A 25,561-nucleotide genomic window follows, 5' to 3' on the forward strand; every position below is an offset into this window, starting at 1 on the left:
CGATTGTCAGTCCATTCGCAGGATGATTTTGCCGAAGACCTGCCGCGTTTCCATGCGCTCCAGCGCCTTGTCGATTTCGTTGAAACCGACTTCGGTGTCGATGACCGGATGGACGAGGCCGCGCGCCATCTTCTGCATGGCGTTGGCCATGTTCTCCATGCGGCAGCCGAAGGAGCCGAGCAGCTTCAACTGCTGCTGGAACAGCATCATCAGGTTGATCTCGGTGGAAACGCCGGAGGTCGAGCCGCAGGTGACCAGACGCCCGCCACGCTTCAGGCTGAACATCGAGGCTGCCCACGTGTCCTTGCCGACATGTTCGAAGACGACGTCGACGCCCTTCTTCTTGGTCAGCTTGCGCACGACACCCTCGAAGCGATCCGTGCGGTAGTTGATGACATGATCGGCGCCAAGCGCCTTCGCCTTCTCGATCTTGTCGTCGGAACCGACGGTGGTGATGACGGTGCAGCCGATCTTCTTGGCAAGCTGGATCGCCGCCGAGCCGATGCCCGAGCCGCCTGCATGTATGAGGATGGTTTCGCCGGGCTCAAGCTTGGCATTGTCGAAAAGCATGTGCTCGACCGTTCCGAAGGTCACAGGTGCGACAGCCGCAGCCACCGCATCGACACCGGGAGGAGCCGGCACGAGCAGGCGCGCCGGCAGGTTGACCTTCTCCTGGGCAAATCCGTCGAGATGGAAGCCATGCACGCCGCCGACATGCTCGCAGAGATTGTCCCGGCCTTCGCTGCAGGGGCGGCAGAGGCCGCAGGTGCGCGCGCCATAAATCGAGACGAGCTGGCCCGGCAGCACATTGGCGACGCCAGGGCCGATCTGGTCGACCACGCCAGACGCTTCCGCGCCGATCACCAGCGGCATCTTGCGCTTGGCAAAGGCCATGCCGCGCCAGCCCCAGACATCGATATGGTTGAGCGCGACGGCCTTGACACGCAGCGTGACCTCACCGGGCCCCGGCGCCTCCGGCTCGGGAAGGTCGGTGATTTCCAGCTTCCGGTCGTCGATCAGTTGCAAAGCGCGCATGATATTCTAGTCCTTCACCCAAGGGCGTCTTCATCAAAAATGTCGCGTGCCGGATTAGGCGGGTTCCGCCGTCATCACAAGGCTGGCGTTCTGGCCACCGAAGCCGAAGGAATTCGACAGGACTGCAGAGACGCTTGCATCCCGCTTCACGTTCGGCACGACGTCGAGCACGATCGACGAGTCAGGATTGGTGTAGTTGATCGTCGGCGGCAGTGTGCCGGTCAGCATCGTCTGCAACGAGAAGACCGCCTCGACTGCACCGGCCGCGGTCAGCGTGTGGCCGATCATCGACTTGTTCGACGACACCGGGATGCTGGCGAGTGCCTCGCCGAACACCGCCGACATGGCGCCATATTCCATCTTGTCGTTTTCCGGTGTCGAGGTGCCATGGGCGTTGATGTAGCCGATGTCGCTTTCGGCAAGCCCGGCATCGTCCAGTGCCGCGCGGATCGTCGCGATCGCCGGGCCGCCGTCAGGCGACGAGCGGGTGCGATGGAAGAGGTCCGCCTTCTCGCCGCAGCCCTTCATGATGCCGAGTACGCGGGCGCCGCGGGCAAGCGCCGCCTCCAGGCTCTCGAGCACCAGCGTTGCCGCACCTTCGGCGATGACGAAACCGTCGCGATCCTTGCTGAAGGGCTTGGACGCCTTCTCCGGCGGATCGTTCTGGGTGGAAAGCGCCGACAGCAGCGAGAAGCGGATCAGCGCTTCGGCGCTGACCGAACCGTCGGTCGCAACCGTCAGCGCGCGGGTGGTACGGCCCTGGCGGATCGCCTCGACGCCGAGCTGGATCGCGGTCGCGCCGGAAGCGCAGGCGGTCGAAAGTGTGACCGGCAGGCCGCGCGTGCCGAAGCGATCGGCGAGGCGCTCGGAAATGGCGCCGAACAGCATGGCTTCGTGGAAGACGGGATCGGCGTTGTTGCGCAGCACCGCCATGAACCGGTCATAGGCATCGCCGGGGCGTTCGGAGGCCGGTGCGCGGTCGGCGAGCGAAAAGCGGTCGCTCCATTCCGGCTCGATCGGCGGCGCGGCAAGGAACAGCGGCCCGTTGAAATCGCCGGACAGCCCGGCCTGCGCCAGCGCCTCCTCCGTCGTCGCACGGGCGAAGGCATAGGACCGCTCGACAGAGTTTTCCGCCGGCACATCGATGAAATCGACGGTGCCGGAAATGCGAGTCGACAGTCCTTCCGTCGGAAAGCGCTTGATCGCGTGGATGCCGGAGACGCCGGCGGTCAGCGCCGCCCAATTGTCCTTCAGCCCCTGGCCGAGCGAGGTGATGACACCCATGCCGGTCACCGCGATGATCGGCCGGCCGAGATGATCGGTGAATTTCGATTGCGTCATGATGGCTCGCTCCTCACGCATTGGCCGACAGGAGGGCAACGCCCTCGCCGCGAACATGGCCGACAGTTGTGACCACGGCCGCCGTTGCCCTGGCGGTCATCGCCTTTTCGTGACCGGCGTCGAACGGCGGAACCTTCGCTGCGCCGTCAAGCGTCAGTGCAGCGAGCGCCAGGCCGAGCGGGAACTGGGTCTCGAGCGCATGGCCGGTCAGGCCGCCATAGGCGCGAAGCGCGGCACCCGGAACTGCTGTCTCGAGTACCGCCTGCTCGCGCGCGGCCAGATCCTGAAAGCCGGTCGTGCCGCAGAAGACAACCGTCCCCTCGCCCGCCAGCGCCTTCGCCGGCTCCAGCAGCCGTTCGAGCCGCGCTTCCAGCCGGCCAGCCTCGCGGCTGCCGCGGTCGCCCTCGATCGTGTCGATGGTCGCATAGATATGGGCGCCGCGCGCCTCCGCATGAGCGCGCGATTCCAGGACGAGGAAAGCGCCGACCGAACCGAGGATCATGCCGCCGCCGTCTTCGCCCCTGCGCGCCCAGAGCGGCTGCCATTCACCACGGGCGTGGCCCTGGATCGCCTCGATCAGCAGCAGGACGTCCTTTCTTTCGGCCACGAAGGCGCCGCCGACGAGCGTATGACTGGACTGGCCCGCCTTGATGCGGGCGAAAGCGGTTTCCACGGCCGAAATGCCCGCTCCCTCTTCGCCCATGAAGGTACGGGACGACCCGGTCACCTTGTGCACGATGGAGATGTTGCCGGCCATCAGGTTCGAAAGCTGAGCGAGGAACAGCGTCGGACGCAGCTCCGTCGTCAGCTTCTCGTTGAGCAGCCGTTCGCGGTCGTTGCGCTTCAGGCCCTCGTCGACGATCAGCGAATCGACGGTGATGTCGCGTTCCCCGCCCCCGGCCGCCACGATCATGTCCATGCTGCTGCAGGCCTCGACGTCATCCTTGAAGCCGGCGTCATCCAGTGCGAGCCCTGCCGCGAAGACGCCGAGGCGCTGCCAGTTTTCCATCTGCCGCTGGTCGCCGCGTTTTGGAATCTGTTGCGACCAGTCGATCTCCGGCAGCGGGTGCACCGGATAGGGGGCGAAGCGCTCGGTCTCGACGCGCACGACAGGCGTCTGGGCGGCAGCAAGAAGCGCAGCATGAACCTCCGTGCCGACGCCCTGGCTGGTGACGATGCCGACACCGGTGATCACAACATCATTGGCCGATTTGCCCATCGTCATTCCCCCGTCGCTTGCGTGGCTGCCATCGCGGCCATCAGCCCCACTTCTTCGGCACGCTTCCTTACGATCGTGCCAAGCGGCACCTGATCGAACGGCATGGTGCGCAGTTTCAATTGCGCGTCGCAGACCTTCTTGCCCTGCGACGTGATTTTTGCCTTGGTAACGGCAAAGCCGGAGCCGTCATGCTCCAGAAAGGCCTCGATGTCGAGCACGGCTTCCGGTTCGACGAAGGTGCGCATCTTGGCGCCATCGACCGACATCAGGAACGGCATGGCCGCAAAATCGGTCGCCGCCAGGACGAGAAAACCCGAAGCCTGCGCCATCGTCTCGATCAGGAGAACGCCGGGCACCAGCGGATAGCCGGGAAAGTGGCCCTCGAAGACGGGGCTCTTGGCAGGGACGACCGAGCGCGCCGTCAGCGTCTTGGCGGTAAGATCGAGGGTCTCGACCCGGTCGATCATCTGAAAATATTCAAGGAGCATCAGGAGCAAAATCCAGCTGGCCCGGAGCGCGGCGCCTCGCGATAGAGCGCCTTTGATGCTCCGGATTTCAAATCCGCACGGACCTCGCCTGGTATGGCCCGCCCGAAAACGGTGCGGCGGCGCGATCATGCGACCGTCAAGTAAAAACGCAAATGCCGCCTGTCAAGCGCAGTCCACGCGACAGGCGGCATTGATATGGTTGTTCGTGTTCCCGCGTGGTTGAACGCGGAACATTCGTCAGCCCTTGGCGGCCCTCAGTTCGTCGATCTTGGCGCAAAGGTTCTTGAGGACGAAATATTCCTCCGTCGAGACTTTGCCTTCGTTGACTTCCTGGGTCCACTGCTCGAGCGGAATCTTGATGCCGAATTCCTTGTCGATCGCAAAGACGATGTCGAGGAAGTCCAGGCTGTCGATGCCGAGATCGTCGATCGTGTGGCTTTCCGGTGTAATCGTCTCGCGGTCGATTTCGCTTGTCTCCGCGATAATGTCCGCAACCTTGTCGAATGTAGCTGTCACGCGCTTACCTCTTTCGAATGCATGTTTTGGCGAACCTATAGGTAATTGCGGCTGAAAAGCCAATGGGCCTGAGCCCGAGAGTTGCAATTATGGCGATGGTGTTGCGCAAACATCAGATTGCTGGCCACCGGGCCTCGTCAAGCCGCGTCGGCGCAAGGCAGGTGCTAAGAATAACGAAGCTAGAATATACTCGCAGCGACAGCGGCGAGCCCGACCGATACAACAAGCGTTGCACAGGCGCGGTAGAATACCGAAACGCCGGTTTCCACGTCGCCGACCGTTGCGACAGCCCGGCCGGAGCCATTGATCATCGGTTCGTTGACAAGAGAGCCCGCATAGATTCGCGGGCCTGCGAGTTGCACGCCGAGGGCACCGGCCATTGCCGCCTCCGGCCAGCCGGAATTGGGCGAACGGTGCAGACCATGATCGCGCAACGCCGTGCCGACGGCGTTGCGGGCGGCACGGCGGCCGTCCGTGAACGCGGCACCCGCGGCGATGAGGAAGATCGACAGCCGTGCTGCGGGCAGGTTGGCGAGATCGTCGAGACGGGCGGAAGCCCAACCGAAATGCAGATATTTCGGGCTCCTGTGACCGATCATCGAATCAGCGGTGTTGAGCATCTTGTAAGCGAGGAGCCCGGGCAGACCGAGAACGGCATACCAGAAGGCAGGTGCGACGACGCCGTCGGAAAAGTTTTCGGCCAGGCTTTCGATCGCCGCACGGCAGACCGCAGGCTCGTCAAGGGTTTCCGGATCCCGGCCGACGATCATCGACACCGCCTTGCGCCCGCCTTCCAGCCCGCCGGTGCGAAACCCGGAGGCGACGCGCGAAACGTGATCGGCAAGACTTTTCTGGGCGAGGAAGATGGCGACGAGGATCGCTTCGAGCGCCATGCCGACGGGACCCAAGGCAGAAAACAGCCGATGCAGCAGCCAGCCGCAGACGAGGCTCCACGCCAAAAGCGCGGCGATGACGAGGGCACCGCTGAATTTCAGCGTCTCGTCGCCCAGACGCTTGCGATTGAAGGTCCGGTCACACCAGCCGATCATCGCGCCGAACAGAACGACCGGATGCGGCAGACGGCGCCAAAGCCAGTCCGGATCACCGACCATGCGGTCGAGCAGCAAGGCGGCAAAGAGGACAACGAGGGTTTCAGTCGACATGCAGGGATCCGTTCAGGCGAGGTCTGCCCGGCGCAGGGCATCCGCCAAGCGTGTATCGCCTGCAACGTCCGGCGCAAGTCCAATCCTCAGCCAGGACGGCGCATAGTCGAATTTTCTCGTCAGGATCTGAGCCTGGCACAGATGCGCGTGGAGTTGGGCGGCCCGCTCAAGTTCCACCAGGATGAAAAGCGGCGTACCGCCGATGATTCTCAGCCCAGCATTGCGTAGAACGGCGTCAAGCGCGGCGTGGCGCTCCATGATCGCCGATTGAACGGCCTTCGTATCGCCGTTCATCAGCGCCTGCGCGATCACCAGCGCCGGCCCCGATACAGGCCATGGCCCAAGCCACTCGCGGAAGGCTGAAAGCACCGGCTCGCCGGCAATGACGAAGCCGAGCCGCAGACCGGCGAGACCGAAAAACTTGCCGAACGAGCGAAAGACGATCAGATTGCCGTGCTCGGCCGCCGAGGGCGCGACGCTCAGATCAGGCCGCGTGTCACCGAAGGCTTCGTCGACCAGCAGCATGCCGCCATTCGCCTTCATCCGCCGCGCCATGTCAGTGATCTCGCCCGGAAAACGGGCGCGGCCCGTCGGATTGTTGGGATTGACCAGGATCGCCAGCGCGTGCTCGCCCACCAGTTGGTCAGGCCCCGTTATCTCATCGACGGCAAAGCCTTCGGCCAGCAATACCCGGGCATATTCGCCGTATGTCGGGGCGAACACGGCGACACGCCGACCGGCTTCAACCAGACGTGGCAGAAGCTGGATCGCCGACTGCGTGCCGGGAACCGGAAGCGGCAGGATATCCCCGCTGCGATAGTAGCGGGCGGCGGCGTTGCGCGCGGCGTCGACTAGGTGACGGTCCGGCAGCCGGTGCCAGGCGTCGAGCGGAATATCCGGCAGGGCAACAGGATTGGGATTGATGCCTGTCGACAGGTCGAGCCAGTCTTTCGGCTCGCCGCCGAAGACGGCTGCGGCTTCGGTGATGCCGCCGCCATGGATAATCGGCGCGCTCATGGGACCAGGGCCATATCGACGATATGCATGAACGAGCCGGCCACCCGCCCCCGCCGCAACCCGGCAGGCCCGAGCGGCGTGCCGACGGCATCGGTGGTGTCGAACAGACGCGCGGCATCGCCCTCCGACAGGATCGAAGCATAGTGAAATTCATGCGCCATCAGGGGACCGTCAAAAAAACTGGTGTCGAGCGGCTCCACCCGCCGGTAGCCGAGATGCCGCTTGCGCTCGGCAAAGCTGGTGGCGAGCGGCAGGAAGCCCAGCATGTCGTAGCTTGCGCCATCGGCTGCGACAAGCGTCTCGCCAAGCACCATGTAACCGCCGCACTCGCCGAAAATTAAGGCGCCACTGTCGCGTGCCACCGTCATGCCCGACTTGAACTGCGCGGCATTCGCCAATATCCCGGCGTGAAGCTCGGGATAGCCGCCCGGCAGATAGACCGCGTCGGCGTCCTTGGCGGGCGCCTCGTTGGCGAGCGGCGAAAAGAACGATAGTTCGGCACCCGCCTTGCGCCAGCCGGACAAAAGGTGCTCGTAGCAGAATGCGAAAGCGATATCGCGAGCGATCGCAATTTTCTGGCCAAGCGGCTTCAGTTGCAGCACATCCGTGTTTGAACGGCGGGGGAACGCCGACCGTGCCGCCGACAGGATCGCATCCAGATCGCAGCCCTGTTCGACATGCATCGCCGCCCGCTCGATAAACGCATTCAGTTCGCCATGTTCACCCGCCTGCACGAGCCCCAGATGGCGTTCAGGCAGCTGCAGGCAAGCATTCTGCCGAAGCACGCCGACAACCGGCATGCCGGTCGTCTCGAGCGCCTCGCGCAACATGCTTTCGTGGCGATCGCTACCAACCTTGTTGAGGATCACGCCCGCGACATGAACGTCGGCGCGATGGCCCGCAAAACCGCGCACCAAGGCCGCCACGGAATGGGCCATGCGGGCGCAATCGACAACGAGGATGACCGGCAGTTCGAGCAAGGCAGCCAGATCAGCCGGCGAACCGGTCCCGTCGGCGGCCGCATCGTAAAGCCCCATCATCGCCTCGATGATCAGCGCCGCGCCGTCGGCGGCAGCCTCGGCCGCGTTGGCGCGCAGCAGGTCCGGCCGCATCGCCCACGGGTCGTAGTTGAGGCAGGCCTTGCCACTCGCCGCCGTATGAAAAGCCGGGTCGATATAGTCCGGCCCCGCCTTGCCCGGCGCCGAGGCAATGCCCCGATTGCGCAGGGCGCGCATCAATCCGAGGGTCACCGTCGTCTTCCCGGAACCGGAAGACGGTGCCGCAATCAACAGGCCTGTCATGCCGGGTCCTTGAAGGCGCGGCTCGACAGCGGATCGGCATTCAGAACCCGACCTTCGAGGGCGCCAAGCCAATCGAGTGCCGAGCGCAGGCGAACGACTTCGCCAACCACGACGATGGCCGGCGGTTCGAGCCCAGCGGTGGCGACATCTGCCTCGGCGCGCTCCAGCGTCGTTTCCAAGACCGACTGCTCAAGCGTCGCGGCGTTGCAGACGAAGGCGACGGGCTCCTCCGGCGAGCGGCCGGCGGCGATCAACTTGGCGGCGATCTGGCCGATATGCTTCATCGCCATGTACATGACGATGACCGGCGAGCCCTTGGCGATGCCCTCCCAGTTGATGCGGTCGGGAACGACGCCGGACGAATCGTGGCCGGTGAGAAAGGTCACGGCGTGGTTGACCTCGCGATGCGTCACCGGAATGCCGGCATAGGCAAGCCCGCCGATGCCGGCCGTGATGCCCGGTACGATGCGAAACGGGATGCCGTGCTCGACCAGCGTCAGAGCCTCCTCGCCGCCGCGGCCGAAAACGAAGGGGTCGCCGCCCTTCAGCCGCAGCACCCGCTTGCCCTGGCGCGCCAGTTCGACCAGTCGGAGCGAAATGTCCCGCTGCTTGGGCGAAGGCTTGCCGCCGCGCTTTCCGGCAAACTCCAGCACCGCGCCGGCTTTCGCCATTGCCAGGCAATCGGAATTGACCAGGGCGTCGTGAACGATGACATCGGCCTGGCGCAGCGCATTGAGCGCATGCAATGTCAGGAGGCCGGGATCGCCCGGACCTGCGCCGACGAGCCATACGGAGCCGGGCGCGAGTTCGGGCAGACCGGAAAACAGCGCTTCCGTCATGGCTTCATCCCCGGCGCAGTTCGCGACATCAGAGCAGAATCAGATTTTGACGATGACGAATCGTTTTGCTGACAATCTGCGCCAACACCCTGACTTTTTTCGACAAACCCGCCGCCGGCCACCGCCGCGGTCGCGTTTGCAGACTTGATTTTCGGCACGATCAGCGAACTTGCCTTGCCGGCCGCAGCCAGCGCCGCGGCCTCCGCTACGCCATGGCAGCCAGTCAGCGCAAAAACGATGTCAGAAGGGCTTTTCAGCCGTGCGGTTTCGGCCTCGAGGGTGCCTGCATCGAAGACACGGAAAGGAACGGAGAAGTGGGCGGCAGCGGCGATCATCGCCGGCTCCTGGGCGCGCGCATCGAGCGACGCCACACAGGCAAGGGCATGGCGATCGATCCTGGCGGCCGCCATCGCCTCTTCGGCAAGCCGGATCACCTCGTCGGACGGCGTACCGCGCTCGCAGCCGAGGCCGAGAGCGAACAGCGCTCCTTCCGACGGTTTGCCGGTATTCACATGCATCAGAAAAAAGGCCTCCCCACGCCGTATGGTCACGATACGCGGGCCTTCGACGCAAAAAGCTTCGAAGCGGTCTGGACAGCACCGGATGAAGCCCCCTGGATGGGTCGGCCGCACCGGACGCTCTTTCAGCCCACCATGATGGGCACCGTCGCACGCCATTCTTTTTACCGAACAGCACCTGACGGGTCAAACCGGATTGCGTCATTCGGCATGCGGCCAACGCCACGATGCGGAATGTTCCAACGTCGATGGGGATCAACCACGCGAGGCTTTGCATTTCCGGGCAACCTCTGACAAACAGGGGCGAATTCCCCGCTTTCAGCGAGTGTCCCTTGCACGATCTTGCCCCCCACCTCTTCGCCCTGCTGTTTGCTGCTGCATTTCTTGCCGGGTTCATCGATTCGATCGCCGGCGGCGGCGGCATGATCACCATACCCGCCATGCTGATCGCAGGCATTCCGCCACTCGAAACGCTGGGTACCAACAAGCTGCAGTCACTGTTCGGCTCGGGATCGGCAAGCCTTGCCTATGCCCGGCATGGCCATGTGAGCCTTCGCGAGCAACTGCCGATGGCGGCCATGTCGGCCCTGGGGGCTGCGCTCGGTGCCATACTGGCGACGGTGGTGCCGGGCGATGTGCTGAAAACCGTCCTGCCCTTCCTGCTTGTGGCGATCGCGCTTTATTTCGCCGTCAAGCCCAGTCTTGGCGACGCCGACAGGGCGCAGCGGATGACGCCCTTCCTGTTCTCGCTGACGTTGGTCCCGGCCATCGGCTTTTACGACGGCGTTTTCGGCCCGGGTACGGGATCGTTCTTCATGCTCGCTTTCATAGCCATTGCCGGGTTCGGCGTCCTCAAGGCGACCGCCCACACGAAATTCCTCAACTTCGGCTCCAATGTCGGCGCCTTCGTCGTCTTCGTGCTCTACGGCGCAGTCCTGTGGAAAGTCGGCCTTTTGATGGGCGCCGGCCAGTTCGCCGGCGCGCAGGTCGGTTCGCGCTTCGCCATGAAGAACGGCGCGAAGATCATCAAGCCCCTGCTGGTCGTCACCTGCATCGCGCTGGCGATCAGGCTGCTGGCAGACCCGGCGCATCCGCTGCGGGTCTGGCTTGGTTGGTAGCCGCAGAGACGCTCAGTATTCCACCCCGACCTGCGCCTTGATGCCGGAGCGGAAGGGGTGCTTGATCAGTTCCATCTCGGTGACGAGATCCGCCGCATCGATCAACTCTTCCTTGGCATTGCGGCCGGTCAGGACGACATGGGTCATGTGCGGCTTTTCTTCCTTCAGAAACCGTACGACCTCCGCGACATCGATATAGTCGTAGCGCAGGGCGATATTGATCTCGTCGAGCAGCACCATGGAATTGCGCTCGTCGCGGATCAGTTCCTTGGCCTTCTCCCAGGCCTTCTCAGCCATGGCGATGTCGCGGGCGCGGTCCTGCGTTTCCCAGGTGAAGCCCTCGCCAAGGGTGTAGAACTGGCAGAGATCGCCGAAGTGCTTTTCGATTAGATCGCGCTCGCCGGTCTCCCAGGCACCCTTGATGAACTGGACGACGGCAGACGGCATGCCGTGGGCGATATGGCGGAAAATCATGCCGAAACCGGCCGTCGACTTGCCCTTGCCCTTGCCGGTATTGACGATGATCAGGCCCTTCTGATCCGTTTTGGTCGCCATGATCTTTTCGCGTGCGGTCTTCTTCTTCGCCATTTTCATGGCATGGCGGGCAAGATCGGCTTCGCTGCCGGCGGTCTCGTCGGTGATCTCGTTCATGTCAGTCTTCCTCCTTCGGCAGATCATCCTCGCAGTGCAGCCAGGAGACGCGCTCATTCCAATACCAGTGTCGAGTGATTTCGACGCCCGACGCGTCATCGAGCGTTGCCACATAAAGATCGATTTCTCCCGGGCGCTTCCGCGTCGCGAAACTCATCGGCGAGCCGCAATTGCCGCAGAAGCCGCGGCTGACGCCGGGCGACGACGCGTAGTGGCACAGCGTCTCACCCCGGAACGCCACACTGGACGTCGCAACGCAGAGGAACGTCGTCACCGGCGAGGACGTCGCGCGCCTGCAACTCTCGCAGTGGCAGTGCCCGGTGCGGATCACGTCGCCGGAAATCTTGAACACAAGAGACCTGCAGAGGCAACGGCCGGTCAATTCCATCACGAAGCCCTCCGTCTTCCGCTAAACCCGTCGAGTTCGAAACGCGCCGAATTGGAACGCGGCGACCACAGGCCGCGGTCGATGGCCTCCAGCAGCTTGTCGGTCATCTCGCGTAGCGCCGCCGGGTTCTTGTCTTCCATGAACTGGCGTACGCGATCATCCACGACATAGGCTTGGTAGACCGCCTCGAAATGGTGGCTTCGCACTGCCCCGGTCGTTGCCGCGAAGGCGAACATGTAGTCGACCGTAGCGGCTATCTCGAACGCGCCCTTGTAGCCGTGCCGCATGACGCCCTCAATCCATTTCGGATTGACGACGCGGCCACGCACCACCCGGCCGATCTCTTCCTCCAGCGAGCGGATCACCGGTTTTTCCGGGCGGGAATGGTCGTTGTGGTAGATCGACGGGCGCGTGCCCGATATCTGTTCCACCGCAAGGCTCATGCCGCCTTCGAACTGGTAATAGTCGTCGCTGTCGAGCAGGTCGTGCTCGCGATTGTCCTGATTCTGGACGACGGCCTCGACCGTCTTCAGCCGCGCTTCGAGCAACCCGCGCTCGGCCTTGCCGTCCTCACCGGCACCATAGGCGTAGCTTCCCCAGGTGAGATAGGCATCGGCGAGATCGGCGCGGCTTTCCCAGCCCCTTTCATCCATCAAGGCCTGCAGCCCTGCGCCATAGGCACCGGGCTTTGCGCCGAACACGCGGTAGGAGGCGCGCCGCGCGGCCTCCTTCGGCGCAATGCCGGCCGCTTCGAGGCGGCTGGTTTCGGCCCGCATCCGTGCGGCGATCATATTGTCGGCATCGTCCTCCTCAAGCGCCCCGATAGCCCGGATCGCATTGTCGAAAAGCGCGATCTGATCCGGGAACGCATCGCGGAAAAAGCCGGAGATGCGCAGGGTCACGTCGACACGCGGCCGCCCCAGCACGGCAAGCGGCACGATCTCGTAACCCGTCACCCGCCGCGACATCATATCCCAGGTCGGCCTGGCACCGATCAGCGCCAAGCCTTGCGCAATATCGTCGCCGCCGGTCCGCATGTTCGAGGTGCCCCAGGCCGTCAACCCGAAAGAGGTTGGCCATTCGCCGTGATCCTGCAGGTAGCGGCGGATCAATAGCTCCGCGGACTTCTTGCCGAGCTCGAATGCCGCCGGAGTCGGCACGGCGCGGCTGTCGACGGAATAGAAATTGCGCCCCGTCGGCAACACGTCCGGTCGCCCGCGCGTTGGCGCGCCGGAAGGACCGGGCGCAACGAAGCGGCCGTCGAGGCCTCTCATCAGCGCCGTGATCTCGGCTGGGCCGGATTGAACGATCGACGGTTTCAAGCGCGTTTCGATGTCCTGCAGGACCGCTTGCGTTGCGATCCAGTTTTCCGGACAAGGGAGTTCTCCCCCAACGAGTTTGGCAGCCAGAAGTTCGATACGCTCGACGCTGTCGCCAGCGGTGCGCCAGGGGGCCTCGCTGAGCCCAGCAAGGATGGCAGGTTTCGGACCGGTCCAGGGATCGGAGAGGACACTGTCGAGAGGGTCGAAATGTCTTTCATTTATTCTTGTCGTTGAGGAAGAAATACCCCCCTCTGCCCTGCCGGGCATCTCCCCCTCAAGGGGGGAGATCGCTGGAGAGCGGCATTGGCTTCCGTTTGAAGCTTCCTCTGGAGCAATCTCGACAACCGTATATGGCGAGTGCGATCGCTCGGGACCAATCTCCCCCCTTGAGGGGGAGATGTCCGGCAGGACAGAGGGGGGTGCAGCGACATTGACCAGCCCCGCATCCTTGGCTATCGCCCGTTGCAGGCTCTGATCGCCGCCCTCGCCCTGACCGCGCGGCACGCGTGCCAAAGCCAACGTCAGATCGGTGAGAAGGCGACCTTCCGGTGCGACGCCGAACACGTGCAGGCCGTCGCGGATCTGCAGTTCCTTGAGGTCGCAGAGATAGGCGTCAAGCTTCTCCAAAGCCTTGTCCTCGGCGTCCGTGCGCGCGATGCCGGCGTCCTGATCGAGGCCGATGTCGCGCACGAGGTCGAGGATCTGCTTGCTCAGGAACCGCAGGCGGCGGGGATCGCCGCCAGCCGCGTCGTAATATTCGTCGACCAGCGCCTCGAGATCCTTGAGCGGCCCGTAGGATTCGGCCCGGGTCAGCGGCGGCGTCAGATGGTCGATAATCACGGCACTGGTGCGGCGCTTGGCCTGCGTGCCCTCGCCCGGATCGTTGACGATGAACGGATAGAGATGCGGCAGCGGCCCGAAGACGGCCTCGGGATAGCAGGTCTCGGACAGCGCGAGCGACTTGCCGGGCAGCCATTCGAGATTGCCGTGCTTGCCCATGTGGATGATCGCGTGGGCGCCGAATTCCTGCCGCAGGAAGGCATAGAAGGCGAGATAGCCGTGCGGCGGCACGAGGTCCGGCGAGTGATAGGTTTCCTTCGGATCGATGTTGTAGCCGCGCGCCGGCTGGATGCCGACGACGGTCGCGCCGAAGCGGGCGAGCGGCAGGGCGAACCGGCCGTCGCGGACGAACGGATCGGCCTCGGGCTTGCCCCATCTTTCAACGACATGATTCTGAATCTGAACCGGAAGAGACGCGAAGAAGGCTTTGTATTGATTGAGCGAAATCGTCTCGCGGATTTCGCAATCCGCCCGCGCCGCGTTGGTTGGCCCTGCCATCAGATGGCGGATCAACGCGTCGCCGTCATCGGGGATATTGTCGATTTCGTAGCCAGCGGCGGCCATCGCGTTCATCACTTCGATCGTGCCGGCCGGCGTATCCAATCCGACACCGTTGCCGAGCCGTCCGTCACGATTCGGATAGTTCGCCATGATGATTGCCACCCGCCGCATGCGCGGCGCGGTCTTGCGCAGCTCCGCCCAATTGGCGGCCAGTTTCGCGGCGAAGGCGATACGGTCGGCGAGCGGCTCGTGGCCGACGATATTCGCCTCGACATCCGGATCATAGACGGTGGCCGCCTTGAACGAGACCGCGCGTGACAGGATCCGACCATCCACCTCGGGCAGCGCGACGTTCATCGCCAGATCGCGCGCCATGAGACCCTGAGGCGAGGCCTCCCAAGCCTTGCGGGTCGAGCCCGAGAAAATGACCTGCAGGACCGGCGCGTCGGTGAACTCCAGCACCGTCGGCTGACGATCCGCACCCGGCGCAGATACCGCAAAGCCGGTGGCGTTCATCACCACGTCCGGCGGCGCCTCGCCGAAGATCGCTTCCAGCGTGCCGATCGACACGGCGTCCTTGAGGCTTGAGACGAAGACCGGCAGAACGGTCATTCCCTCGGCCGCGAGCGCCTCTATCAGGGCTTCGACGGGTTTGGTTTCGCCGCTCTGGACGAGGGCGCGGTAGAAGCAGAGCGCGACGACGGGTGCATGCGCCTTCGTGTTACCCCCCTCTGCCCTGCCGGGCATCTCCCCCTCAAGGGTGGAGATCGCTGGGGGACGCTCCCGCCTTTCAAACCCTTCCGAACTGAGTGCGATGTCCTCTTTGGGCTGGCCCAGTTGCCGCGGGTCAATCTCCCCCCTTGTGGGGGAGATGTCCGGCAGGACAGAGGGGGGTATCTCACCATTTGCACGAAAACCAACCGTCTTCTTCCATGCCTCGACACCGATGACACCTTCGCCGGGCCACCAGATGCCGGCCTTGAGCAACGGCGCGGCCGGCTCAGGCTTCTCGGTGCCGCCGACCAGCGCCTCGGCATAGGCGAGCAGCCGCATCATATTGTCGGCGCCGCCCTCGGTAAAATAGGCCCACATCCGGTTGCGGTCCTCGGCGGCAACCGTCGAAAACGGCTCAAGGCCGGGATCCGGCTTGTCATGACCCGGCAGGACGGCGATCTGGAACTTCTGCGTGATGGCAGCGGCATGCAACGCCTCCAGCACATATTGGAAGTAGCTGGCGCCGCCGAGCGGGCGAACGATGATCAGCCGCGCATGCCGTGCCGTGCGTTGGACATAGGTATCGACCGACATCGGGTGCTTCAACGCCAGAAGACTTGCGACCCGCAGGCTGGATTTGTCTTGCCGCATGCGGTGCGCGGCCGCGATCGCCGAAAGCTCGGTGTCGGCGGCGGACAGGAACAGGATATCGGCGGGCGACTGACCGAGGTCGATCGCTTCCTCGCCGTCCGAGATGGTGCCTTTCTGGGCTAGGAGGAGATGCATGACATTCTCCGGGGGGCGAAGTACCCCCCTCTGTCACTGCGTGACATCTCCCCCTCAAGGGGGGAGATTGGGAGCAAGCGTTGCCCACGTCTCCACTCAGCGGAGAAGCGTTGGGCCACCTCGCCCAATCTCCCCCCTTGAGGGGGAGATGTCACGCAGGACAGAGGGGGGTATGCCGCAATCACCATTCTCTAAACCGCCGCTGCGATTGCGGCGCGGACGGCTGCCTCGTCCATCTCGTGCAGGCCGATGACGACGAGGCGGGTGCCGCGGGTCTCGCCCGGCGCCCAGGCGCGGTCGAAATACTGGTCGATGCGGGCGCCGACGGCCTGGATCAAGAGGCGCATCGGCTTGCCGGGCACGTCGGCGAAACCCTTCAGACGCAGGACGTCGTGTTCGGCGATGACGGTCTTCAGCTTCTCGACGAAAGCGACGGGGTTCTCGATCGCACCGAGTTCCACCACGAAGCTTTTGAACTCGTCGTGATCGTGCGCTTCGCCATTCTCGTGTTCCATCTCGTGATGGGACTTGCGGTTGGCGATGTCGCTTTCGCTACCCACGCCGAGGCCGAGCAGCACGGCGGCCGAAACCTCGCCGTTCTTCGCCTCGATCATCGACGGCTTGCGGCTGGTGCGGGCAGCAACTTCCTTGCGGACGAAGGCAAGGCCGGTCGAATCGAGCAGGTCGGTCTTGTTGAGAACGACGAGGTCGGCGGCAGTTAGCTGATCCTCGAACAGTTCCTCGATCGGGCTTTCATGATCGAGATTGTCGTCCTCGACGCGCAGGGCATCAACCTTGTCGTGGTCATCGGCGAAGCGGCCAGCGGCAACGGCGGCACTGTCGACGACGGTGATGACGCCATCGACGGTGACTTCACTGCGGATGTCCGGCCAGTTGAAAGCCGCGATCAGCGGCTGCGGCAGGGCAAGACCCGACGTTTCGATGACGATGTGGTCCGGGCGGTTATCGCGCTCGAGCAGCTTCGTCATCGTCGGGATGAAATCATCGGCGACGGTGCAGCAGATGCAGCCATTGGTGAGCTCGATGATGTCGTCCTCGCTGCACGCTTCGGCGCCGCAGCCCTTCAGCACGTCGCCGTCGACGCCGAGGTCGCCGAACTCGTTGATGATCAGCGCGATGCGCCGGCCGTCGGCATTCTCCAGGATATTGCGGATCATCGTCGTCTTGCCGGCGCCGAGAAAGCCGGTAATGACGGTTGCCGGGATCTTGCCGTGGGCGGCTTTTGCGAGTGTCATGGATCAACCCTTCATTTTCAGCGGCAATCCGGCCGCGATAAAATAGACTTGCGCGGATTTCTCCGCAATGAGCTGGTGCAACCGGCCGGCATGGTCGCGAAAGTCGCGCGCCATGCGGTTTTCCGGCACGATGCCGAGGCCGACCTCGTTCGAGACGAACACCAGCCGCGCCTTAGCCTGCGGCAGCCATACGGCCAGGTCTTGAAACTCTGCCGGCAGGTCGCGATTCTCCATCATCAGATTGGTGACCCAGAGGGTCAGGCAATCGATCAGGATGACACGGTCGGCCGCGTCGATCGCTTTCAGGCGGGCGGCAAGTTCGAGCGGCTCCTCATGCGTCTGCCATTCCGGACCCCGCCGGATGCGATGCTCGGCAATCCTTGCCTGCATCTCGCCATCCCAGGCCCTTCCGGTCGCGACGTAATGCATGCCGAGACCCGACGTGGTGACGAGTTTTTCAGCGAACGTCGATTTGCCGGAACGGGCGCCGCCGAGGACCAGCACGGGTCCTGCTGTCGTCGATGTCATGGAACGACCCAGCCTTAATGTTCGCCGGGAAATACGCAGGCGCTCAGGCGAGAAACGCAAGAATTGCCGCTGCGAGAGCGGGACGAGAAAGCCATGACAACCTCCGTGCTGGCATCGGGAGCGTGTCTCCCTGGATCGGGCGAACCCCCTGTCCAAGATGGGGGCCCTTGAGAATGGCAGGTCTCCTGGCTCACGGCGTCACGGACCTCATCAAAGGCCCGAACGGGTTCGCCTTGCCTTCCCGAAGTTTTTTCGCCAATTGCGCGACGCGCAATCGGCGGGCATCACGAAGAGGTGGACGATTCGTAGACATAGAGGCGTCCGGCCCCGGCTGATCATGATGCCACTCCAGTGGCTTTTCCGGTTGGACCGACCATTCCGCAAGCCGCACCACGCGGCCTTTCCGGAAGTCGGTTTTCCCGGATGGCGAACCCTGACCGTTCTACAGTCGCGGGGTCGGCTGCGATAAGAATGCCCGGATTGGGTCCATCCCTTCACATTCCCATTTACTCCCGAACCAAAACGCCGGTGCGGGAACCATCCAATGGCTGATGATTAGGCGCTCCGCCGTACCCTGTCAATTGAAACGCCGCCTGACAGTTGCTCACGGCATCAGCGAATCCAGCCAGCGCGGATCAAGTACCGCCGCGAGTTCCGACGCGACATCGTCGAGCGCCCGGTCGACGGATTGACGATAGTTTTCGCCGCCACCTTCGATGCCGAAACTCTTGAGAAGGGCAGCGCGATAGGCGTCGCTGGTAAACAGGCCATGCAGGTAGGTACCGCTAACCCTGCCGTCCGCCGAGACGGCGCCATCCGCCCGGTCGTCGATGATCACGGCCGGGCGAGCACAGTCCGGTCCGGTCGTCCGGCCCAGGTGGATTTCGTAGCCCTCCAGCGCCACATCATAGACGGCCGAACGGGCAGCGCTGTTGCGCACCGTCTTTTCCGGCGCCATTTCGGTTTCGACGGACAGAAGGCCAAGCCCCTCGATCTCGCGGACATGTCCCTCGATACCGTGCGGATCGGTAACGCGGTCTCCGAGCATCTGGAAGCCGCCGCAAATGCCAATGACGCGGCCGCCGCGCCGCACATGCGCCCGAAGGTCGCGGTCCCATCCCTGAGCGCGAAAATCGGCGAGGTCGGCGATCGTCGCCTTCGAGCCTGGAATGACCACAAGGCCTGCGTCGGCCGGCATGCGCTCACCAGGCCGGACAAAAACGAGATCCACGTCCGGCTCGGCGGCCAGCGGGTCGAGGTCATCGAAATTGGCGATGCGCGACAGCACGGGAACGGCGACCTTCAGCGCCTTGCCGCCGCCTCGCGCCAGTCTTTCCAAGACGACCGAGTCCTCGGCCGGCAGGCGGCCTGCACTTTTCAACCAGGGCACGACACCGAAACAGCTCCACCCGGTAAACCCCAAGACGGCCTTGATCCCATCATCGAAGAGCGACACATCGCCCCGGAACTTGTTGATGAGGTAACCGGCAATCATCCGCCTGTCCTCATCCGGCAGGATCGTATGGGTGCCGACCAACGATGCGATCACGCCACCACGGTCGATATCTCCGACAAGCACGACGGGAACGTTGGCGCGGGTGGCAAAGCCCATATTGGCGATGTCGCCGGCGCGCAGATTGATCTCGGCGGGTGACCCCGCCCCTTCCACGATGACAAGATCACGCCCGGCGCTGACCGTTTCGAAGCTCTCAAGGACTGCGGTCATCAGCTTCGGCTTCAGCGCCTGATAGTCTCGTCCTCTCGCCTGTCCTGCCACCCTGCCCTGCACGATGATCTGGCTGCCCGTTTCCGACTGGGGTTTGAGAAGAACCGGGTTCATGTGCACCGAGGAGGGAATGCGGGCCGCCATCGACTGCAGCCACTGGGCGCGACCGATCTCGCCGCCGTCATCCGAAACCGCGGCGTTGTTGGACATGTTCTGCGGCTTGAATGGGGCGACCTTTACGCCGCGATTGGCCATGAGGCGGCACAGGCCCGCCACGAGTACCGTTTTTCCGACATCGGAGCCGGTTCCCTGAAGCATGATCGTCTTTGTCATGGCGTCTCGTCTAGCACTGCCGGCGCCACAAGCAAAGCCATGTTTTGCCGCATTTTTGCCGTCATTTCTGCCGCCCGTTCACACGTTGTTACAGACCGCTGCAAGTCTTGCGCGGCCTTGCTCCAGCACTATCCAGAAAACGACACCACACGGCGAAAACGATTGTTGCCCCGCGCCAAATCCGGCGTATATCCGCGTCATCAGTCACGGAGCGATTGGCGCTCCGCACCCGAGGTCCTAACGCCGATGCTGTTTATCTTCTCAAAGCCCAATTTCGTGCAGATCGCCTGGAACTCCAAGGCACCGGAAAGCCAGTCGCGCGTTCGCAACGCCGTGATGCCGGCACCGTTTGGCCCGCTCGGTTTCATTCGCACGCGCAGCGTCGGCTGATCCTTTCTCCCAGGACCACCTCGCCGCGCCTCAGCCAGGGCGCGGCTTTTTCTTTTCCACGACTATTCACTCGCGGCCCAAAACGCGAAAACCGCACCCGTCCCTCTCGGAACTGTGCGGCCTGCCAAGATACGCATGGCTTCTGCGACAAACATCCCGCAGAACGCTCCGGCCCGGGACGCAATACCTGATCCGGCCGGGCGGCAAGTCTCCTCCGCCGCAGGCAAACAATTAGCCCCACAGTGTTACCGGATGGTTAGCGAGAGATTAACCAAAGATGAATTCCGGTTTTTTTTGATTTTTTTTCGCCTTCGGAAAAATCCGTTTGGAAGGCGCATACGGAACACTATTTGTCTGCAATAAAACGCGGTCCGAGGACGCTTTGTGAAGCAGTACTAATTTTCTGCCAAGTACGGCGGCATTTTGCACAAAATCTTGCCCATCCGGTTAAAATTCAACAGCTTGCGCCTCACATTCTCGCACGTCAAAAACTTTGCCGGGCGATCGCGGAGGTTGATTTCTCAGGAGGAATACTTACGCTGCCCGCAACGGTAAAAGAGAGATGACCGGAGACTACGGTCTGCGGTCAGGCGAGAAACTCGAACACCGTTGCAGCGGGGATAAAAGACTGGCTCAAAAAAGCACCTGCCTGCTTCAACCTGAACAATTGGGCGCCCAGGACTGCAGTATTCTGGCTCGCCCCAAAGATTTTTGGCTGCACTAAGACTGGGAGGTCTTAAAAATGAAGAAGCTCCTCGCTTCCACGATTCTCGCTGCCGGCCTTTACGCCATGGCCGGCTCCGCACAGGCCGCAGAATGCGGCGAAGTCAGCATCGCAGAAATGAACTGGGCATCGGCTGGCGTAGCTGCGCATGTCGACAAGTTCATCCTTGAAAACGGCTACGGCTGCACGGTGACGCTCGTCACCGGCGACACCATGCCGACATTCACCTCGATGAACGAGAAGGCCCAGCCCGACATGGCGCCCGAATTGTGGGTCAATGCCGTGCGCACGCCGCTCGACGCCGCCATCAAGGAAGGCCGCCTGATCGAAGCCGCTCCGCTGCTCAGCGAAGGTGGCGTCGAAGGCTGGTGGATTCCGAAATTCATCGCCGATGCTAATCCGGACATCAAGACCGTCCAGGACGCGCTGAAGCATCCTGAACTGTTCCCGGCGCCTGAGGATCCGTCCAAGGCCGCGATCTACAACTGCCCGTCGGGCTGGAACTGCCAGGTGTCCTCCGCCAACCTCTACAAGGCGCTCGGCGCAGAAAAGCTCGGCTTCGAGCTGATCGACACCGGTTCGGCGGCCGGCCTCGACGGCTCGATCTCCAACGCCTTTGAAAAGAAGACCGGCTGGCTCGGCTACTACTGGGCTCCAACCGCCATTCTCGGCAAATACGAGATGACTCGTCTCAGCTTCGGCGTGGAGAACGACAAGGCTGAGTGGGACTCCTGCACCGCAGTTCCGGATTGCCCGAATCCCAAGGTCAACTCCTATCCGACCTCGGATGTCTACACCGTCGTGACCAAGGCCTTCGCCGAGAAGGCCGGCGTTGCCATGGACTACGTCAAGACCCGCAAGTGGGATAACGGCACGGTCAACAAGGTGCTCGCCTGGATGGATGAAAACCAGGGCACGAACGAGGACGCCGCAAAGCACTTCCTGGAAACCTATCCAGACATGTGGACCAAGTGGGTCGCACCGGACGTCGCAGAGAAGGTCAAGGCGGCTCTCTAATCAGCGCCTGCCGACGGGCGGCGGAGCTTCACGCTCTGCCGTCTCACTTTCTGAATGAGCCGGCAACGTAGCAAGTCGCGACGACCGCAAGACAATGGGCCAGTGTCCGGCGGCGCAAGATGCCGCCGCTGCTTCACCACATGCGAATATGAAAACGAAGATCGTCGCAAACGGCATAGTCGCCCGCGGCGGAACTTGTCATATTCACGAAATGCCGGGGTCCACAGAGACCACCCAAGTCTGCGCACGAGCCTTGAACAAGCCCGATGACGCAGCCGGCCCTATAAAATTTCCGGCAAAAAAGGGGAACACAATGGCAATATGCAGTTACTTGCCAGATCTGCTTTGTAAATTTCCGGCGATCGACGAGACGACAATCCGCATGGCTCGCAAGAGCGTGGACGAAGGCTTCAAAGGTCTCGTCCGCAGCTATGTGAATGCCATCGATGCGCTTGTCCAGCCACTTCAGTGGTTCCTGAACTACCTTGAAAGGCTGTTCGTCAGTTCGCCCTGGATCGTCATTCTGGCCGCGATGGTTGCGATCGTCTATTACGGCAGCCGCAACATACGCATCACGTTCGGCACCATCGTGTCCATGTTCGCGATCGGCCTTGTCGGGCTGTGGAACGACACGATGATCACGCTGGCGATGGTCACGGTCTGTACGCTGATCGCCATCCTGGTCGGGATTCCGATCGGTATCGTCATGGCTCGCTCCGAGCGAGCCCAGTCGATCATCAACCCGATCCTCGATGTCATGCAGACGATGCCGAGCTTCGTCTACCTCATTCCGGTCGTCATGATCTTCGGTATCGGCAAGGTTCCCGGCCTGATCGCCGTGGTCATCTATGCCGTGCCTCCGATGATCCGGCTGACCAATCTCGGAATCCGGCTTGTCGACAAGGAGGTGCTGGAAGCCGCGGACGCCTTCGGCTCCTCGCCGTGGCAGCGGCTGAAGAACGTCCAGATGCCGCTCGCCCTGCCGACCATCATGGCCGGCATCAACCAGACGATCATGATGTCGCTGGCGATGGTCGTCGTCGCATCGATGGTCGGCGTCGGCGGTCTTGGCCGCAACGTGCTGCAGGCGATCAACAACCAGTTTTTCACCGTCGGCTTTTTCAATGGCTTCGCGCTCGTCGCGATCGCCATCATTTTTGATCGTACCAGCCAGGCTTACGGAAAGCGGCTGCAGAAGCATTCGGAGGTGATCCATGGCTAGTCACGCAATCGAGGTCAAGAACCTCTACAAGATCTTCGGCCCTCGCGGCGGCGACTTCGTCGATCAGGTGAAGGCCGGGATGACCAAGGGCGAACTGAACGAGAAGCACGGCCATGTGCTCGGACTTCAGGACATCAACATCTCCATGCCCGCCGGCGGTGTCATGGTGGTCATGGGCCTGTCGGGTTCCGGCAAGTCGACCCTCATCCGCCACATCAACCGGCTGATCGATCCGACGGCCGGCGAAGTGCTCTATGACGGCGTCGACGTCTGCAAGATGAACGAAACCGACCTTCGCGAATTCCGCCGCCACAAGACGGCGATGGTGTTCCAGAAGTTTGCGCTGCTGCCGCACCGCACGGTCATCGAAAACACCATATACGGGTTGGAAATCCAGGGTGTGCCGGATGCGGAATGCCGCAAGCGGGCGCAGGGCTGGATTGAGCGGGTGGGCCTCAAGGGCTTCGAGAACCACTATCCGAACCAGCTTTCGGGCGGCATGCAGCAGCGCGTCGGCCTTGCCCGCGCGCTGACCAACGATGCCGACATCCTGCTGATGGACGAAGCCTATTCGGCGCTCGACCCGCTCATCCGCGTCGACATGCAGACCGTCCTGCTCGACCTGCAGAAGGAATTGAAGAAGACGGTGGTTTTCATCACCCATGACCTCGACGAGGCGCTGAGGCTAGGCGACAAGATCGCCATCCTGCGCGACGGCAAGGTGATCCAGCAGGGCACTGGCCAGGACATCGTCCTGAAACCGGCCGACGAATATATCACCGCCTTCGTCAAGGAAGTGAACCGCGGCCGCGTGATCAATGTCGAAACGATCATGAGGCCGCTGTCGGGAAATCCGGAAGGCATGCCCGTCGTGGTCGGAACCGTGCTCGAAAGCGCTGCCCGGATGATGACCCTCGCCAACCAGACTATTGCCCATGTGGTGGACGCCAATGGCAAGCCCGTCGGATCGATCGACCTCGGCACAATCATCTCCGCCATGGTGACGCCGATCAGCCACGAAAAGGTGGCCCAGGCAGCGGAGTGATCACACGCTGATTTGAAGCACCGTGAAGCGCCCGGAAACGGGCGCTTCCCGTTGAAGCCGTCGTTCACCTTGGCTTAACCATAAACCGTCATGCTAACGGAAACGCCTCATCCACCGGGGCGGTGGCGCCAGGGCGCCTTCCTCTATCCGGCCCGATCAGATGCAGGATCATGCTTCGACAGCGTCGCGGGATTTTCACCGCCTTGCCGTCCCTCTTCGGGGGAGCGACAGCCTTCTTGCGGCGCAGGTCACGCGAAAAGTGGCCGCATTCCTGTCCGGCGCCGGGCTGTTCCTGATGACCTTCACGCTTGCTCCGTTCCAGGGCACCTACGACCCCGACCCCACGGCGGTGAAGGACGGCAACATCGTCAATCAGCTCGGCTATCTCGCTCTCGGCGGCGTATATCTTTTCGCCATGCTCCTGATCGTCGACGCGCGCGTGTTGAAGCGCATCGCATCGCCGACATGGGGCGTGGTCTTCGCCATCGCCTTCGTTTCCTGCCTGCAATCCTATGATCCGGCGTCATCGGCCCGCGGCTTGATGTTGAGCCTGGTGGCGATGATCCTGGTCGCCGGCGTGCTCGTCCTGCCGCGCAGCGAGAAGGATTTCGTCAAGGCCGGCGCAAACGCCGTTCTCTTTCTGATCCTCATCGACTACGCGGCGCTCGTCCTCGCACCCGGCCTTGCCATTCACACCGCCAGCGGTGCTGAACCGTGGCATGCCGGATTCTGGAAAGGCCACCTGATCCACAAGAACGTCACGGCGCCGGTGTTTTCCGTGCTGTGCATGTTCGGCATCTACTGCCTGCGGGCGGGCGCCACCGTGCGGGGCCTCCTGATCGCCCTTCTCGCAGCCAATTTCGTGCTTCACACGGGCTCGAAGACGACTATCGGCTTCCTGCCCCTGGCGATCATGCTGGTGCTCGGCGGCCGTGCGGTCGGCAAGCCGGGCCTGATGGTCTTTACCCACTTCATCTTCGCGACCCTGATTTTCTGCCTGACGCTCGGCACCATCTATTCGAACCTGTTCCTGTCGATCACCACTGTACTGCTGGAAGACCCGACCTTCACCGGCCGCGACGACATCTGGAAGTTTGCGAGCACAAGCATTCCCGACCACCTGTGGGTTGGCCACGGGTATGCGAGCTTCTGGCAGTCGCCGATCATTCGCGGCCTTGAAGCAAATTTCGAGGCGAATTGGGACGTGCGGGGTATCGTCTCGGGTCACAACAGCTATCTCGATGCCGTTCTCACCTTCGGCCAGCCGGGCGGGCTGCTGATGATCCTGCTGCTCTTCGTCAAACCCTTCTACGACTATATGCGCGCCACCGGGCGGCCCGCCAGCCGCCATTTCGCGGACTTCTGCATCATGGTCATCATCTTCATGACCTATAACGGCATGATGGAAAGCTTCCTGCTCAACCGCGCCGATCCAATGTGGCTGATGACGGCCCTTGCCGTTTTCGGCTTGGGAATTGCGGCGCGAATGGGCGTGCGCATGCCGCACTGACCGACGTCGAGACCATTGCAATCACATAAAGATATCTTTATATGCTTGTGTCT

Annotated in this window: 21 protein-coding genes, 1 pseudogene and 1 riboswitch; of the genes and pseudogenes, 6 read left to right on the plus strand and 16 right to left on the minus strand. The window is 62.8% G+C overall.

The window, feature by feature from the left end; genetic code table 11:
• Window positions 1-6: 6 nt before the first annotated feature.
• The 10 genes and pseudogenes from JNB71_RS02870 to JNB71_RS02915 all read right to left on the minus strand — a co-directional run.
• Window positions 7-1,035, minus strand: coding sequence for a zinc-binding dehydrogenase (locus JNB71_RS02870; protein ID WP_220370320.1), 1,029 nt, complete (start codon window positions 1,033-1,035; stop codon window positions 7-9).
• A gap of 54 nt (window positions 1,036-1,089) precedes the next feature.
• The gene (locus JNB71_RS02875) at window positions 1,090-2,376 is read right to left on the minus strand and encodes a beta-ketoacyl-ACP synthase (protein WP_220370321.1); all 1,287 of its coding nucleotides are present in this window, start codon (window positions 2,374-2,376) and stop codon (window positions 1,090-1,092) included.
• A gap of 13 nt (window positions 2,377-2,389) precedes the next feature.
• A complete protein-coding gene (locus JNB71_RS02880; RefSeq protein WP_220371129.1) occupies window positions 2,390-3,595 on the minus strand; it encodes a beta-ketoacyl-ACP synthase in 1,206 nt (401 codons plus the stop codon).
• A 2-nt stretch (window positions 3,596-3,597) separates the two neighbouring features.
• Window positions 3,598-4,083 carry a 3-hydroxyacyl-ACP dehydratase FabZ family protein gene (locus JNB71_RS02885; protein ID WP_220370322.1) on the minus strand — a complete coding sequence of 162 codons (486 nt, stop codon included), beginning with the start codon at window positions 4,081-4,083 and terminating at the stop codon, window positions 3,598-3,600.
• Between the two features lie 237 nt (window positions 4,084-4,320).
• Window positions 4,321-4,599 (minus strand): acyl carrier protein, encoded by a 279-nt coding sequence (locus JNB71_RS02890; protein WP_003502893.1) that lies wholly within the window; start codon window positions 4,597-4,599, stop codon window positions 4,321-4,323.
• Between the two features lie 179 nt (window positions 4,600-4,778).
• Window positions 4,779-5,762: an adenosylcobinamide-phosphate synthase CbiB gene (gene cbiB / locus JNB71_RS02895; RefSeq protein WP_220370323.1), complete on the minus strand. Its 984-nt coding sequence runs from the start codon at window positions 5,760-5,762 to the stop codon at window positions 4,779-4,781.
• 12 nt (window positions 5,763-5,774) lie between these two features.
• A complete protein-coding gene (cobD, locus tag JNB71_RS02900; RefSeq protein WP_220370324.1) occupies window positions 5,775-6,779 on the minus strand; it encodes a threonine-phosphate decarboxylase CobD in 1,005 nt (334 codons plus the stop codon).
• A complete protein-coding gene (locus JNB71_RS02905) occupies window positions 6,776-8,080 on the minus strand; it encodes a cobyrinate a,c-diamide synthase (protein WP_220370325.1) in 1,305 nt (434 codons plus the stop codon). The genes cobD and JNB71_RS02905 overlap by 4 nt, the downstream gene beginning before the upstream one ends.
• On the minus strand, window positions 8,077-8,919 hold the full coding sequence (cobA, locus tag JNB71_RS02910; protein ID WP_220370326.1) for a uroporphyrinogen-III C-methyltransferase: 843 nt from the start codon (window positions 8,917-8,919) through the stop codon (window positions 8,077-8,079). The genes JNB71_RS02905 and cobA overlap by 4 nt, the downstream gene beginning before the upstream one ends.
• A 113-nt stretch (window positions 8,920-9,032) precedes the next feature.
• A pseudogene (locus JNB71_RS02915) lies at window positions 9,033-9,437 on the minus strand (cobalamin biosynthesis protein); the annotation flags it as partial.
• Between the two features lie 332 nt (window positions 9,438-9,769).
• On the opposite strand from JNB71_RS02915, the gene JNB71_RS02920 reads away from it, so the two are divergent.
• On the plus strand, window positions 9,770-10,555 hold the full coding sequence (locus JNB71_RS02920) for a TSUP family transporter (RefSeq protein ID WP_220370328.1): 786 nt from the start codon (window positions 9,770-9,772) through the stop codon (window positions 10,553-10,555).
• A gap of 12 nt (window positions 10,556-10,567) precedes the next feature.
• Here JNB71_RS02920 and cobO read toward each other — a convergent pair whose 3' ends face one another.
• The 6 genes from cobO to JNB71_RS02950 all read right to left on the minus strand — a co-directional run bounded on the left by cobO (window position 10,568) and on the right by JNB71_RS02950 (window position 19,600).
• Window positions 10,568-11,206 carry a cob(I)yrinic acid a,c-diamide adenosyltransferase gene (cobO, locus tag JNB71_RS02925; protein WP_220370329.1) on the minus strand — a complete coding sequence of 213 codons (639 nt, stop codon included), beginning with the start codon at window positions 11,204-11,206 and terminating at the stop codon, window positions 10,568-10,570.
• Between the two features lies 1 nt (window position 11,207).
• Complete coding sequence (locus JNB71_RS02930; RefSeq protein WP_223215774.1) at window positions 11,208-11,594, minus strand: GFA family protein; 387 nt, start codon at window positions 11,592-11,594, stop codon at window positions 11,208-11,210.
• Window positions 11,594-15,757 carry a cobaltochelatase subunit CobN gene (gene cobN, locus JNB71_RS02935; RefSeq protein ID WP_220370331.1) on the minus strand — a complete coding sequence of 1,388 codons (4,164 nt, stop codon included), beginning with the start codon at window positions 15,755-15,757 and terminating at the stop codon, window positions 11,594-11,596. Before cobN ends, JNB71_RS02930 begins: the two co-directional genes overlap by 1 nt.
• 191 nt (window positions 15,758-15,948) lie before the next feature.
• Window positions 15,949-17,013 (minus strand): cobalamin biosynthesis protein CobW, encoded by a 1,065-nt coding sequence (gene cobW / locus JNB71_RS02940; RefSeq protein WP_220370332.1) that lies wholly within the window; start codon window positions 17,011-17,013, stop codon window positions 15,949-15,951.
• 3 nt (window positions 17,014-17,016) lie between these two features.
• Window positions 17,017-17,541, minus strand: a complete 525-nt coding sequence (gene cobU / locus JNB71_RS02945; RefSeq protein WP_220370333.1) for a bifunctional adenosylcobinamide kinase/adenosylcobinamide-phosphate guanylyltransferase — start codon at window positions 17,539-17,541, stop codon at window positions 17,017-17,019.
• Between the two features lie 158 nt (window positions 17,542-17,699).
• A riboswitch (cobalamin riboswitch) is annotated at window positions 17,700-18,098 on the minus strand.
• 47 nt (window positions 18,099-18,145) lie between these two features.
• Entirely contained in the window at window positions 18,146-19,600 is a 1,455-nt protein-coding gene (locus JNB71_RS02950) for a cobyric acid synthase (protein ID WP_220370334.1), read from the minus strand.
• 39 nt (window positions 19,601-19,639) lie between these two features.
• Between JNB71_RS02950 and JNB71_RS02955 the strand changes: the two genes are divergently transcribed.
• The 5 genes from JNB71_RS02955 (at window position 19,640) to JNB71_RS24705 (ending at window position 25,508) form a co-directional block, all read left to right on the plus strand.
• Window positions 19,640-19,990, plus strand: coding sequence for a hypothetical protein (locus JNB71_RS02955; protein WP_220371183.1), 351 nt, complete (start codon window positions 19,640-19,642; stop codon window positions 19,988-19,990).
• A 742-nt stretch (window positions 19,991-20,732) separates the two neighbouring features.
• Window positions 20,733-21,731 (plus strand): ABC transporter substrate-binding protein, encoded by a 999-nt coding sequence (locus tag JNB71_RS02960; protein ID WP_220370335.1) that lies wholly within the window; start codon window positions 20,733-20,735, stop codon window positions 21,729-21,731.
• Between the two features lie 313 nt (window positions 21,732-22,044).
• Complete coding sequence (locus JNB71_RS02965) at window positions 22,045-22,953, plus strand: ABC transporter permease (protein WP_220370336.1); 909 nt, start codon at window positions 22,045-22,047, stop codon at window positions 22,951-22,953.
• Window positions 22,946-23,998, plus strand: a complete 1,053-nt coding sequence (locus tag JNB71_RS02970; protein ID WP_220370337.1) for a quaternary amine ABC transporter ATP-binding protein — start codon at window positions 22,946-22,948, stop codon at window positions 23,996-23,998. Before JNB71_RS02965 ends, JNB71_RS02970 begins: the two co-directional genes overlap by 8 nt.
• Before the next feature lie 259 nt (window positions 23,999-24,257).
• A complete protein-coding gene (locus tag JNB71_RS24705) occupies window positions 24,258-25,508 on the plus strand; it encodes an O-antigen ligase family protein (RefSeq protein WP_220370338.1) in 1,251 nt (416 codons plus the stop codon).
• Window positions 25,509-25,561 lie beyond the last annotated feature (53 nt).

The sequence above is a fragment of the Rhizobium herbae genome (assembly GCF_019511375.1).
In the GTDB taxonomy this organism is placed as follows: Bacteria; Pseudomonadota; Alphaproteobacteria; order Rhizobiales; family Rhizobiaceae; genus Pararhizobium; species Pararhizobium herbae_A.